The sequence below is a fragment of the Geopsychrobacter electrodiphilus DSM 16401 genome (assembly GCF_000384395.1).
GTDB lineage: Bacteria > Desulfobacterota > Desulfuromonadia > Desulfuromonadales > Geopsychrobacteraceae > Geopsychrobacter > Geopsychrobacter electrodiphilus.
In genome coordinates this window covers 2554833-2567201 of record NZ_ARWE01000001.1, presented here as the reverse complement: position 1 = coordinate 2567201, position 12369 = coordinate 2554833, and the positions used below count along the sequence as shown (strand labels likewise).

At 50.4% G+C, this 12369-nt stretch carries 11 protein-coding genes, 1 pseudogene and 1 riboswitch; of the genes and pseudogenes, 4 read left to right on the top strand and 8 right to left on the bottom strand.

What is annotated here, in order from left to right:
* Positions 1-457: 457 nt before the first annotated feature.
* A complete protein-coding gene (locus D888_RS0112230; RefSeq protein ID WP_020676846.1) occupies positions 458-889 on the bottom strand; it encodes a hypothetical protein in 432 nt (143 codons plus the stop codon).
* 448 nt (positions 890-1337) lie between these two features.
* Here D888_RS0112230 and D888_RS0112225 point away from each other — a divergent pair, with 448 nt between their 5' ends.
* Together D888_RS0112225 and D888_RS0112215 are read left to right on the top strand one after the other, a co-directional pair.
* Positions 1338-1799: a universal stress protein gene (locus tag D888_RS0112225; RefSeq protein ID WP_020676845.1), complete on the top strand. Its 462-nt coding sequence runs from the start codon at positions 1338-1340 to the stop codon at positions 1797-1799.
* Between the two features lie 409 nt (positions 1800-2208).
* Positions 2209-2922 (top strand): TIGR02266 family protein, encoded by a 714-nt coding sequence (locus D888_RS0112215; RefSeq protein WP_026362368.1) that lies wholly within the window; start codon positions 2209-2211, stop codon positions 2920-2922.
* A gap of 270 nt (positions 2923-3192) precedes the next feature.
* On the opposite strand, the gene D888_RS23700 is transcribed toward D888_RS0112215, so the two are convergent.
* Both D888_RS23700 and D888_RS21595 read right to left on the bottom strand, forming a co-directional pair.
* Positions 3193-3381: an FmdB family zinc ribbon protein gene (locus D888_RS23700; RefSeq protein WP_083928850.1), complete on the bottom strand. Its 189-nt coding sequence runs from the start codon at positions 3379-3381 to the stop codon at positions 3193-3195.
* 91 nt (positions 3382-3472) lie between these two features.
* Positions 3473-3784 carry a GIY-YIG nuclease family protein gene (locus tag D888_RS21595; protein ID WP_020676841.1) on the bottom strand — a complete coding sequence of 104 codons (312 nt, stop codon included), beginning with the start codon at positions 3782-3784 and terminating at the stop codon, positions 3473-3475.
* Between the two features lie 306 nt (positions 3785-4090).
* On the opposite strand from D888_RS21595, the pseudogene D888_RS24595 reads away from it, so the two are divergent.
* A pseudogene (locus D888_RS24595) lies at positions 4091-4189 on the top strand (MscL family protein); the annotation flags it as partial.
* Between the two features lie 113 nt (positions 4190-4302).
* On the opposite strand, the gene D888_RS0112195 reads toward D888_RS24595, so the two are convergent.
* Entirely contained in the window at positions 4303-5121 is an 819-nt protein-coding gene (locus D888_RS0112195; protein WP_020676839.1) for an ice-binding family protein, read from the bottom strand.
* 336 nt (positions 5122-5457) lie between these two features.
* Positions 5458-5700: a hypothetical protein gene (locus D888_RS0112190; RefSeq protein ID WP_020676838.1), complete on the bottom strand. Its 243-nt coding sequence runs from the start codon at positions 5698-5700 to the stop codon at positions 5458-5460.
* Positions 5701-5853: 153 nt separating this feature from the next.
* Positions 5854-5930: riboswitch (cyclic di-GMP riboswitch) on the bottom strand.
* Between the two features lie 756 nt (positions 5931-6686).
* Here D888_RS0112190 and D888_RS0112180 point away from each other — a divergent pair.
* A complete protein-coding gene (locus tag D888_RS0112180) occupies positions 6687-7664 on the top strand; it encodes a GGDEF domain-containing response regulator (protein WP_020676837.1) in 978 nt (325 codons plus the stop codon).
* A gap of 260 nt (positions 7665-7924) precedes the next feature.
* Here D888_RS0112180 and D888_RS0112175 read toward each other — a convergent pair whose 3' ends face one another.
* The 3 genes from D888_RS0112175 to D888_RS23200 form a co-directional block, all read right to left on the bottom strand.
* Complete coding sequence (locus tag D888_RS0112175; protein WP_020676836.1) at positions 7925-8419, bottom strand: hypothetical protein; 495 nt, start codon at positions 8417-8419, stop codon at positions 7925-7927.
* A gap of 187 nt (positions 8420-8606) precedes the next feature.
* Positions 8607-9947, bottom strand: a complete 1341-nt coding sequence (locus tag D888_RS21590) for an ice-binding family protein (protein ID WP_020676835.1) — start codon at positions 9945-9947, stop codon at positions 8607-8609.
* Positions 9948-10632: 685 nt separating this feature from the next.
* Positions 10633-12297 (bottom strand): ice-binding family protein, encoded by a 1665-nt coding sequence (locus D888_RS23200; RefSeq protein WP_020676833.1) that lies wholly within the window; start codon positions 12295-12297, stop codon positions 10633-10635.
* Between the last annotated feature and the right edge of the window lie 72 nt (positions 12298-12369).

Genomic DNA, 12369 nt, shown 5'->3' with positions numbered 1-12369 from the left:
ATTCCGGAGGAGCATACGACTATAAGTCTGGGGCAGGCTTTTATCTCGCGGTTTGAGTTTGAGTCAGATGGTGCGACAAGCGAGATGTTTGACCGTCTCGCGAATAAATGCGAAGTCAATTACTCTGTCGATTTTACGTAGCAGATGAGCCTTCGGCACCAATCCGTCGCGGTAGACGAATTACATGTCGATTTGCTGATTGTCGCGTTCTCTAAGTTTGTCGATATTTTATAGGAATTCGCTCACTGAATAAACAAGAACTCTGCCAATTTGTCATTCTCAGAAATGAAGACCTGATTTGAGCAAATCGTTTTGTATTTTTGAGGCCAGGGTAAAACAAGACATCCTTGCAGTACAAAATGCAAGACGGCGCAAGTACCTGGAATCAAGGTGAGCTGTCATGCTGTTGTCTGCCGTTCGATAAGATGTGTCTCGTCTCCTTATCCGTTGGATCTTGTTATTCATGGGATGCAGGAGAAGCAGACATTTTTTTCATTGCCTGGATATAGGCTAACGCAACACTCGCGAGTTCATGTGTATAAGCCATTTCGGGGGACACATTCTGACCATAACCACCAGTATGCAGGGCTTTCATTGCTTTTCCATTTAGAACCTCTGTGGCTAGCTTTTCGGCGTCTTCGATCATTTTTCGACCCTGCTTAATGCTGATATTATCGATACCTTTTGCCATATCCATCTGTCCCGTCATAACCATATTTGAACCCTCAGCTGCCATAGCTACAGCATTATTAATCATGATGTGCATGTGGTGCATGGTCATCGATGCTCTGGAATGGTCTTCATGCCCATTCTCCCCGGCAAAGACAACTCCTGTCATCAGAACGAGGGCAAGCCCTACACTGATCCCTGATTTAATGAATTTAGCCATTTTGGACCTCCACACAGTGACACGAGATGATATCCAGCAATCCATAAAGTCTACACGACGTGGGGACCTGATAGTGGATCGGAAAATTATGGCATAAAGTTTACCTCTTTGGTCTGGAATTGCAATAAAAATCCTTTCCTTTCCATGAGCCACGTCAGGCTGGGCAAAGTGGATACCTGTCTGATCGCCGACGAGGTTCAATGAGGTGCCTGTTGTAACGAATACTCAGGCGCGGAAACGGTCGGACGGGAGTTAGCTGGGTTCTTTGCCACGGGTGGGGAAGGAGAGAAGGTGCGGCATTTTTTTGATGAGTGATGTCCCCTAAGGTAATTAAAATCTGCCTTTACTTCTCCCGGTTTGACAGGTCTTCTCGACGAGAGGATAATTGAACAAGCGCTTTAAATCATGGTGGTTTTTCGTTTCGAATCACCTCAGGAAGGAGTCAATTATGAAAAATATCAACAAAATCCTTGTCGTCAGCCGGATGACAAAAAACTGCGTTGAGGCGGTCCAGCAGGGGGTCTCGCTGGCCAGAAAATATGATGCGGAGCTATTTCTCATCCACGTAATGCACAACCCTTTCGGCCTGGAAGGCTGGAATCTGCCGATGGTGTCTCTAAAAAAGGACTACGAGAAGCTGCGCGAGGAAGCCAAAGCGGATCTGGAAAAGTTGGTGGCCAGCGAGCGGGAGAAGGGGCTCAGGGTGTCCGAACTGGTTAGAGAGGGTGAGCCGGACAGGGAGATCATTACTGTAGTAAATGATTACAAGATCGATCTGATGATCATGCTTGCCCACGAAGAAGGGCGGCTTGAGCACTTCCTGTTCGGTCGCAGCAACGAAGAGCTGATCCGCCGCATGCCCTGTTCCATTCTGCTGGTTAAAAAAGAGCCAGGACCAGTGGATTGGTGATATTTATCCTCCCATGATGCACGGGAGGACCCCAATGGAAAGCGGGTTTCGGAGGCAGTTTGCGGGGAAAGTTCAGCGGAAGGAGTGGGTTGAGTTGGTCCGGCTCGTAGGCTTTCTTGAATTGGTTGCGAATTGAACGTTAGCTCTAACCCCCTTTGTAACCACGGGAACCGAATCTCTGGCTACTATCTAAAAAAGATTTGAGTCGCTTAAGATTGACAAGCTGTCGGCGTTGGTTAATATTGTCACATGCTGCCGATGACAGTGAATGGACGGACAGCGTGCCGTTGCGGTACCCCTCGCAAGTGAATTTTTCTCTTCTTTCTTTAACTCACTGCCTTATGGTAGTCAGGGCTGGCGGGACATACAGATGGCGATGGATATAATTGCAGAAGCAGGGGGACAGCCAGTGCCTGAGATCATTGTATTGCTTGTTGATGATGTGGAACTTTTTCTGGAGTTGGAAAAGACCTTTCTTCAGCGGGAGGGGTTTCGAATTTTGCTGGCCCGCAACGGCATTGAGGCCATCGCTCTGGCCAAGGAGCATCGGCCCGATCTGGTATTCATGGATCTCCATATGCCAGAGATGGACGGTGATGAGGCCTGCCGGAGGATCAAGGCGGACCCCGAGATAAGTCACACCCCAGTGGTCATGGTTACTCAGGGTTCCCGACCCACTGATCTGGAGCGTTGTCGCCAGTCAGGCTGTGATGATTTCCTTCTCAAACCGATCAAACAACATCATTTCGCCGAGGCTGCCCACCGTTTCCTGCATGTCCGCACCCGGGTCGCCCCCCGCGCCGAGGCACGCATCAGTATCCGTTATGGTGAGGAGCAGAACCTGTTATCCAACTATTCGGTTAATCTCAGCACCGGAGGAGTCTTCATCGAAACCGAAGATATCCTGCTTGTCGATTCTGCCCTGAGGATTAAATTTGTCATCCCCGGGGTGGGAAGGGAGATCGTCTGCACAGGACGAGTGGCCTGGGTCAATCATCCAGAGAAGATGCTTAATAAGGCACTGCCGGTTGGGCTGGGTCTGCAGTTTCTGGATTTGAATGAGGACGATCGTGATGCCATCCGGGAATATATCAAAACCCGGGATCTTCAACCTTCCTGGTGATTTTGAGTTTGCCAGGGGGCAGTTGCTTGGTTGGCTTTTGAGACACAGTCCCTTCCTCGAGCTTCGGGCCTCCCTTATTTAATTGCGTTGCAAGTGAAGTGTGCTGTACCTCGAAGCGCGCTAATGGACTTGTTTATTGAATAGTGAAAAAGCTTGCCCTCCTTTTTTCGAGGGTTTTTCTTTGGCCAGAAAAAAACCCGCTCAAATTGAACGGGCTTTTTTTGTTTCGGTTCTCGTTTTAAGCAGTCACGCTGCTCATTGGGTTTAGCCTCAGGTGAATCCTGACGAAGGGCGACAACCTGCCCCCGGCACAGAATCATTGGCCTTGGCGGCAACCACTGAAACGATTCGTCGTGCTTTCCCGTTGCATTGCGGGCAGTCAATTTCGTGCACGTCGGTCCGGCTGATTTTTTCAGTTCGGGTATCACATCCGCTGCACTGGTATTCATATATCGGCATCGTTCAACCTCCATTCATCGTAGAAATAGAATATTTGAATCTCTACTACCGATCAAGTGTAAATTATGCAGAGGTCCAAGGACGCCAACTTTCAAACCTCAATCGCCGACTCTTTGTCAGCGCCGCTTTTCGGCCTGGTCGCTGTTTTTGTTTGTAACAGTGGCGAGGCGATCAGCCGTCGCTTGGCGTTGACCTGCATCCGCTTGATTTCAGCCTCCCGCCGACTGACGCTGCTGCGGTCATGTCCCCTCTCCAGATAGACGAGGCGCTGCGGCTTACGCCCGCGAAAATACTTGGCTCCGGTTCCATCCAGGTGTTGAGCCATCCGCCGCTCAATGTCCGTCGTGATGCCGGTATAGAGTGATTCGTCCGAGCAGAGAAGAATGTAGACCTGCCAGTTCATTATTTTTATGCCTCTGATATTCCAATGATTGCCGATCGAGCAAATTTAACATGCGGTTGACCCACGGTTGTGTTGCTAATTTGCCTGAGAGAATTGGTGGAGGGCATGCATGGTCCTTTAAATGAAATATAAAAAAATGGCTTTTCGTGGGCCTCTCTCCCTTTTAGGCCCGGTCGGTTGGATCAAGTGAGCAATTATATAGAGATTGAAGTGAGTTGTTGGTGATTTTTTTTATGAGCAGGGTTGTTTGTTTTGGATGAGCAAATATTTTCTCGATTAAACAAACATTTCTTTAAGGAGGCCTTCATGCTCAATGAGGTCAAGAAATTTGCGATGCGCGGTAATCTTGTGGATATGGCGGTCGGTATTATTATCGGCGCCGCTTTTGGCAAGATTGTCAGTTCAGCGGCCAATACCTGTGAACAATACGGATCTTGCGGTGAGACAAAAAAAAGACAGGCTGAATTACGCACAGACAGCCCGTCTTTTTTCTTATTGCCATACCTGAACAGAACGCCTTAAGGGGCCGTAACCGTATTTGCGATTAAGGTAACTGCGGTCTGTGCCAAAGCTCTGCCACTCAGTTTTGCGCCGGTATTCATGGAAATCAACGTTTTGCTCAGGATGATCCCCTTCATGTCAGCCGCTGTTCCGAGGGTCGCCTGGCCGGAAACCTGCCAGAAGATGTTCTTGGCCTGGGCGCCGCCGAGGAGGGTCACCATGGCGCTGTTGTTCACGGTTAGATTGCCAGCCATCTGCAGGATCCATATATCATTCGGGCCACCGGCGAGAGTAATGCCGGCGTTCGTGATTAAAACGTCTGTGCTCCAGTTGTAGAGGCCGGGAAGAAGAGTCTTGCCGCTGATATCTCCGCCCCCGAGTTCAGCAAAATCAGGATTTATTCTTCCGGCGGCGTCGGTGTACGCGGTTTGCATATCGCCGATTGCGGTGGTCATTATGGTCGGGGTCGGTGGAGCATAGTCGGCTGCGTAGATTTTCCCGGTGACCAAGGCCGAGGTAGAAAATGTATTCGTCGAATCGGCAATCAGGCCAAATCCTGTCATGGCCGTTGCGACGATAGGACTAACACCCATGTTTCCTACAATTGCCGTGGTTCCAGTGGTGGTGATTCCGGTTTTTGTCAGAATAACAAAATCCCCGGCTGTCCCGAGGTTTACGGCCTTGGGCCCTGCAGCGGAGGTACTACTGGTTGAATTTTGGTCATTGTCGTCACTGCTCCGGTGATGTGAACCGGCGTAGGCGGGCAGGGTGCAGACAAAAACACTCAGTACGAGCATCGATAAAAGATAAGCTTTCCGTTCGATAAATCTTTTCATGAAATCTCCTTTGACAGTTATTAAATAACTAACGTGCATGTTCTTCTCGGTATGGAGTCTTCACGTAGCGCGCCAAAAAAAAATAAATAGGTGGTAATGAATAACCAAGTGCTTGTTATTGAACGGTAAAATTTAAGGAGCACCCACCGGTTATGAGGCAAAAACCGCCATCAGAATCTGTCGAGTTTGACAAAACTGTCGTGACTGACAGAAATTATTGGTGGGTATTTGAATTTTCCTCCAGGGGAACTTTAGAGAGCCGCAGAGACCTCACCAAATTGGCGAGGTCTTTGTTTGTCAGTTTGAGGCCCCCTGGGGGAGAGGGCACAGCTTGCTTTAACGCAGTATCAGCCAGCGGATTATTAAGGCTGCAGTCGAAAGCAAGGTTGCGCTGAGAGCAAGGCCTAAAACCCACAGCCAGGTCGTTACAGAGGGGTTGTTCTTTTCGGTTAATCCAGTCATCTCTCCTTCGTGAATGGGGCTGCCATAGCCCCCCGCGGCAAGTGCCAGGGTGTTAAAATTGGGGTCTCTCTGGGCGGCTCGCGCCAACATCTCATACTGTGCATTGAGGCTGTTCATAAAATTCCTTTTGAGTGGAAGAAACCACTTCGGGTTGTTGTTATCCTTCGATTGTGCTCATGCCCAACCTTCGACCATGAAGCGACTGTTAGTAGATTTCAGTGTTCTCAGGGAAATATGTAAAAAAGCCAGAATACCGAAATTCTATGATATTTCGGCATCCTGGCTGTCTCATGGAGACCCTGTAGGCTTTCCGCCCCATCCTTGCGGATGGTTAAGTTTTATCGTTTATCAATCGATTCATATCGCATTCCAGCTCAGAAGCTGACCGATATGAATGTTCGTCTTTGCAAACGCTACCTTGAGGCTGTAATGCTCCTCCTCCTACAACTCTTGACTTGATATCTCCGGTCTCCGGGAGTTACGGGCTGGTTTTGCGGCCATCCTTGAATTGTCACCGCAAGCCCGGTTTAAATTCATGCTCTTGAAGATATAGTCATTTCAAGTAACGCGCCAAAATTTACGTATGTGGAAAGATGTTGCTAACTTACTAATTTAACATGGTTAAAGATGATGATGATAAAAATGTGTATATTAACGCCTACATTAAAATCTATCGAATTCAACAGATCTGTTTTAAATGACGGAAAATATTATTAAGAACCGGACTCTTTGGCGAAGAGACTTTCTTTCCTCATGGAATTTGTCTGGGGAAGGAGAGGGAGAAATTGTGAAGACATTGAGACCTGTTGCTCAGAACACCGCCCATCATATTTAAAAGTTATGTCGTTCAGGGCCGCACCTTTTGGTGGCCACCGTCTGCTCCTCTCAGGGCCCCTCCCTGTTTTCCCATGTAAAATCATACCTTTGTAGCGGAAATACCAGCAGGTCTTCTCTGGCACGGTCGTTGCGATGTATTAACTGGTTAAAGCAAAAAATTATGATTCTGTTTTTAGCCGGAAATACTTTCGGTTATGCATTCATTCTGTTGGTCGGGACCGGATGAGACAGCTAATCCCGTTCCTGAAAATGCCTGGAATATGCAAATGATGAATCAAACGCCGAAGATGCCCGGGAGCCTGGTCATGGTAAGTAACACCGATATCCTGAATGCCGACATTCTGATCGTGGATGATCTGGAAACCAATGTGGAACTGCTTGAAGCAATGCTGCGGGGTGCCGGCTATACGCAAATTACCACAACCCAGGACCCCTGTTCTGTCTGCGCGCTGCACCGTGAAAATCATTACGATTTAATCCTTCTCGATCTGCGCATGCCCGATATGGATGGTTTCCAGGTGATGGAAGGCCTGAAGGAGCTTGAAACGGATGGCTACCTGCCAGTCCTCGCCGTGACCGCCGAACCAACTCACAAGTTACGTGCGCTGCGGAGCGGCGCAAAAGATTTCGTCAGCAAACCCTTCGATTTGGCCGAAGTGTTGATGCGAGTACGTAACATGGTGGAAGTTCGCCTGTTGCATAAGAAGGCTCGCAGTTACGTAGCGTTGCTGGAAGAATTGGCGCTGAATGACCCTCTGACAGGCCTTGCCAACCGTCGACTTTTCGACGACAGGATAACGATGGCCCTGGTTCATGCGCAGAGGAACAGGGGTGCCATGACCATGATTTATCTGGACTTGGATGGCTTCAAGGCGATCAATGATACCCTCGGCCACGGCGTCGGGGATATCTTGCTGAAAATGGTCGCAAAACGCCTGTTGATTGCTGTGCGCCAGGAGGACACCGTGGCGCGCCTTGGGGGTGACGAATTCGCCATCGCCCTGTGGCACGTCAGCGGAGCTGAATATGCGGCCTTGGTGGCGGCCAGAGTAATCGCTGCCGTGTCGCAACCTTATGACATAGAGGATCATATTGTGGACATAACTACCAGCGCCGGGGTCAGTATCTATCCAGTGAATGGCGAGGACGCGGAATCCTTGATGAAGAGCACTGACCAGGCGCTGTACCTGGCCAAAGCGGCAGGGAAGAACGCCTATCGAATCGCAGTGTGCGCTGACGCCTAAAAGATGGATTCTCGTGTGAAGAGAACGAGATGATTTTGGCTCATTTGGTTGTTGATGGACTGAAGGGGTTGATTTGGCTAGCGGGTGCTGAAAGGTAAAAATTCCTCCCGGAGCCTGAGCTCCGGAAAGGATCAACCTCACCTGTCATCCAAGGAGGAGGGTCTTGTCTTACAGGTTAGGTTAAGTCATGGCCGACGTATTCAATGTTACTGCGGTTTGTGCCACCGCTCGTCCGTACATTTTGGCGCCAGTATTGAAGGTCAAGTCTGGTCTGCCCCGGTTGGCATGGCCACCACTATGGTTTTGGTCGTTTCATTGATGGCTCCTGTCACACCACTCGGCGAAAAACTGGTGCGCGCTTTGGCCTCGGACGGAGCAACGGATGCGCTTATGGTATAGATCGCAGTTGAACTGTCAGTAGCGGTGACCGTATAGCTCAGCGGAGCAGTGAAGTCATTCGGGGTGCCGCCACTTATTTGCTGCGTAGGACCTACAGCGAGGGACTTCCCCGTGGTGGTATATGTCGCAGTTAGGGCGGTCAGGTTCGTCCCGGTTGGCATGGTGACTGATATGGTCTTGGCCGACTCATCAATTATCCCGTCAGCCCCGTTCAGCGAATAAGTCGTGATCGCCTTTGCATTTGTTACCCTCGCGGAACTGATGGAGATGTGGTTACTGTTGCTGCACCCGGCTGCGAATATTAACATAAACAGGGTCATGATCCATTTATTGCGATAGCTTTTAAATATTTTCATGTTTGGTCCCTCCAGACTCACCTAATAAACTTTTGAAAGTAACTCAAGTAATGAATCAAATGCGAGTAAGTTCATTTTGCTTCAACCTGCCTTGGTTTATTCCAGTTGCCGAGCAGCGGCAACAGCCATACCTTATGACAAATGAAAGTCCCCTCTGGTTGTGTGCCAGAGGGGATATATTCTGCTGCTAAGGCGCTGTGACGGTCGTGGCATTTAATGTTACTGCGGTCTGTGCCAGGGCTCGGCCGGTTAATTTGGCGCCGGTATTGAACGAGATCAGGGTTTGACTCAACAAAATCCCCTTGAAGTCTGCCGCCGTACCCAAGGTCGCCTGTCCGGAAACCTGCCAGAAGATATTTTTGGCCTGGGCTCCGCCGCTCAGGTGCACAATGGCGCTGTTGTTGACGGTGAGGTCCTGAGCGATCTGGAAGATCCAGACGTCGTCGGCTCCCCCGCTAAGAGTCACACCGGCACTGGTGATAAGAACTCCGGTGCCCCATTTGTAGAGGCCTGGAACCAGGGTGCGCCCGCTGATGTCTCCGGCATAGAGTTCGGTGTAATCGGTGTTTGAGCGTCCGGCGGCGTCGGTGAAGGCGATTTCCATATCGCTGATCGCCGTGGTCATATTCGCCGGGGTTGGTGTGGCATAATCGGCGGCGTAGAGATTCCCGGTCACGAGCGACGAGATTGAAAAGGTGTTGGTGGAATCAGCGGTGAGGGCAAATCCCGTGATGTAACTTGCGGCGGAAGGACTCACGCCGATATTGCCGACAATGGCAGTGGCTCCGGTGGTTGAGACCCCAGATTTGGCCAGAATTGCAAAATTGCCGGCGGTGCCGAGATTGACCGGGTCGGGCCCAAGGGCAGAGCGCACAGTCACTGTTACGCTATAAGTTGCCTCTGTTGAATTGCCAGCGGTCACCAGATAGTCTACTGGATCGGTAAAATCATTCACCGTAAAACCACTCTCCTGCTGGAGTCCGGTATTCACCACGTCGACGAACTGCCCCGTGGTGATGAAAGTCGCAACCAGAGCCGTTTTGTCGGTCCCGGCCGGCATGATCACGGAAATAGTCTTGGTCGCTTCATCAATGAAAACAGCCCCATTTCGAATCGAATAGCTGGTAATGGCCTTGGCTTCAGCCGGAGCAACGGTCGCGGTCACGGTATATACCGTCTGGGTCTTGTCCTCAGCGGTAACCCTGTAGTCAACCGGTTTACTAAAGTCATTCCGTGTGACAGCACTCGTCTGCGGCGTCGAACCGACAGCGACGGATTCGCCGGTGAGGGTGAATTTCGCAACCAAAGCTTCTAGTGGTGTGCCGTTCGGCAGAGTCACCAGAATCTCCCTGGCTGACTCTGCGACGATCCCGGTGGCGCCATCAAGCGAAAACGTGGTGATAGCCTTCGTGTCTTTGGCGGTTGTGGCATCGGTAGCGCTGTTACTACTGCCGCCGCACCCGGCCAAAAAAGTGATAAGGAGTAACCCCAGAAACCAACTATTTAAATACCCTTTAATGCTGTTCATATTTGTCTCCTCGTTGGGGACTTGTTAAGCCGCTAAAACGGAATTCTTAGTGGTTAACCAGGCGCCTGCTACTACCTTTCAGGTTAAAACCCGAATGACGAATGCTCTGACGAATGTACGCAGAGAACTCGAGAACTTACTCATAGTACTGAGCAAGTACCTTGCCGAGAAAATATTTTCTAATTTAGCAAGGTTAAGGCTTTGTTTTTATTGAATAAATTAAGAAAAATATTGCGGAGTGGAGGGAAATACCGTTAAGGAAAACTGTCACATTTAGTAAGACCGCCAAATGCCACAGCTAGGAGCCTGTCGGACTATCCATGAGCCAGCTGCAAATCCGGCTGTTTGGCCCATATTTTAGTTCCTTTTTGTCTCATAGCTACGGCTATGAGCCTGCAAACGAACCAAAATCTGTTCTCAAACTTCCGAATTTTCGCTTCGACCCTCATAGTCCGACAGCCTCCTAGGCGAAAGGGATCCCCTGAGCGGGAAGATGAGTGTAACCGTCCTTTTTCCTTAATTTGCACAATAATCCCCGGTGGTCGCGATGAGTCATCTCAGGCTGCTCAATAAAGAAGCCCACAACAAATGACTTGTTGCGGGCTTCTTGGTTATATTTCAAACAGTTGCCCTACTGGGCAGTAATATTCGCCTGGTTTTCAAGAGTCCCTGGCGAGTATTGGCATTAAGGAGCGGTAACTGTGGTCGCGTCAAGTGCGACAGCAGTCTGAGCCAACAGTCGTCCGTTGATCGATGAGAGATTCCCAAATGTGATTGCAGTCTTACCGAGGATATTTCCCTCAAAGTGGGTATTCGCCCCAATGTTCACCGCATCGGTAACTTGCCAGAAGATGTTCTCAGGCAGTGCGCCACCCACGAGGACGACATTCTTGGCAGCGGCCATGTCGAGGGTCCCGGCAATTTTGAAGATCCAGACATCAGTTGCACTACCATTGAGAGTGAGATCGGTCGGGATGATAACTCCGGTCCCCCACTCATAGACACCGGGGGTGAGGGTTAAGGACGTCAGGGTGCCGGCACCGACGTTAGTTGTCGCGGCCGAGGTTGCGGTCCGTCCGGTGGCGTCGGTGTACGCGGTTTCCATGTTGGCGACGGCGGTGGTCAGGTCAACTGAAGTCGATCCTCCCAGATAGTCGGCGGCGTGGAGTTCGAAAGGTGCAACCACTTGCGCAGAAATCGAGTACGTATCCGTGGTGTCAGAGGTCTCCGACCAACCGGTTAAAGCGCCTCTGTCGGTGGGACTTAAACCGACATTCCCGGTCACGACCGAGTAGGGAACCGTTGAAACACCAGCTTTTGCCAAAATCGCGTAGTTGGCAGCTGTTCCAAGGTCGACAAACGGTACGGTATCGGGGGCCAAAGTAACGGAGACATCATAAGTCGCGGTTGTAACGGTGTCAGCAGCGGTAACCGTATAGCTTACAATGACCTGATTGTTGAAATTATTCAGCGTTACAGCACTTACCTGCGGTGTCGGAGGTGTCGTCTCAATCGTGACATTTGCTCCGGGGGACGCTGTGAATGTTGCGGCCAGATCAGTGCTCAGGTCTGTCCCGAAAGGCATCAACACTGCGATGGTTTTGGGATTGGTATTTTCGCTGATAATTCCATTAAAGCCGTTAATTGAATAAGAGGCCATGACAGCAGCATCGTTTGCCGCCACAGTGACGTTGACTTCATAGGTCGCCTTTGCGATGCCATCTGCAGCAATGACGGTGTAGATCGCCGAAGCCGGGGGGCTCAGGGGGAACACATTCGTCATGCCAGTCTCCTGAAGGATGGTGCCGATCTTAACGTCCCCTGTCGCCACGAAAGTCGCTGCCAGCGGGAGCGACAGGTCCGTCCCGAAGGGCATCACGACGTCAATGGTCTTGGGAACTGTGTTCTCATGGACAATGCCTGCAGTATTGCCAAGAGAAAAGGTGGTCATGACAGCGGCATCGTTTGCCGCCACAGTAACGTTGACATCATAGGTCGCCGTTGAGCCGTCTATCGCGGTCACGGTGTAAATGACCGGAGCCTGGGGAACCGAGAGAAAAACATTCTCCGTGACTCCACTCTCCTGCAGAACCTTGTTGATTCCAACACTAATGCCGGTGGATGTGTAGGTCGCAATCAGCGCCTGCGAGAGATCTGTCCCGAAGGGCATCACCACGTCAATGGTCTTGGGAGTTGTCCCTTCAGTGACAACTCCAGCAGTTCCACTCAGAGAGTATGCCGTAATTTCATTGGAACCGGTCGTATCGTTACTGTTGCCGCAGCCGGCGACAAAGGCGACGAGGAGCAGGGCCATAACCCATTTGTTGGTGCCTTTTAAAAACTTATTCATTTTTGCCCCCTCCCTGGGGACCTTTTTCAGATTCAGTGGAGTGGTGAACCTGATTGTTCACCACTCCACTTG

Excerpts from the sequence above, each read along its gene's own strand:
- D888_RS0112230 (WP_020676846.1), bottom strand. The coding sequence starts at position 889 with ATGGCTAAATTCATTAAATCAGGGATCAGTGTAGGGCTTGCCCTCGTT.
- D888_RS0112225 (WP_020676845.1), top strand. The coding sequence starts at position 1,338 with ATGAAAAATATCAACAAAATCCTTGTCGTCAGCCGGATGACAAAAAAC.
- D888_RS23700 (WP_083928850.1), bottom strand. The coding sequence starts at position 3,381 with ATGCCGATATATGAATACCAGTGCAGCGGATGTGATACCCGAACTGAA.
- D888_RS21595 (WP_020676841.1), bottom strand. The coding sequence starts at position 3,784 with ATGAACTGGCAGGTCTACATTCTTCTCTGCTCGGACGAATCACTCTAT.
- D888_RS0112195 (WP_020676839.1), bottom strand. The coding sequence starts at position 5,121 with ATGAAAAGATTTATCGAACGGAAAGCTTATCTTTTATCGATGCTCGTA.
- D888_RS0112190 (WP_020676838.1), bottom strand. The coding sequence starts at position 5,700 with ATGAACAGCCTCAATGCACAGTATGAGATGTTGGCGCGAGCCGCCCAG.
- D888_RS0112180 (WP_020676837.1), top strand. The coding sequence starts at position 6,687 with ATGATGAATCAAACGCCGAAGATGCCCGGGAGCCTGGTCATGGTAAGT.
- D888_RS0112175 (WP_020676836.1), bottom strand. The coding sequence starts at position 8,419 with ATGAAAATATTTAAAAGCTATCGCAATAAATGGATCATGACCCTGTTT.
- D888_RS21590 (WP_020676835.1), bottom strand. The coding sequence starts at position 9,947 with ATGAACAGCATTAAAGGGTATTTAAATAGTTGGTTTCTGGGGTTACTC.
- D888_RS23200 (WP_020676833.1), bottom strand. The coding sequence starts at position 12,297 with ATGAATAAGTTTTTAAAAGGCACCAACAAATGGGTTATGGCCCTGCTC.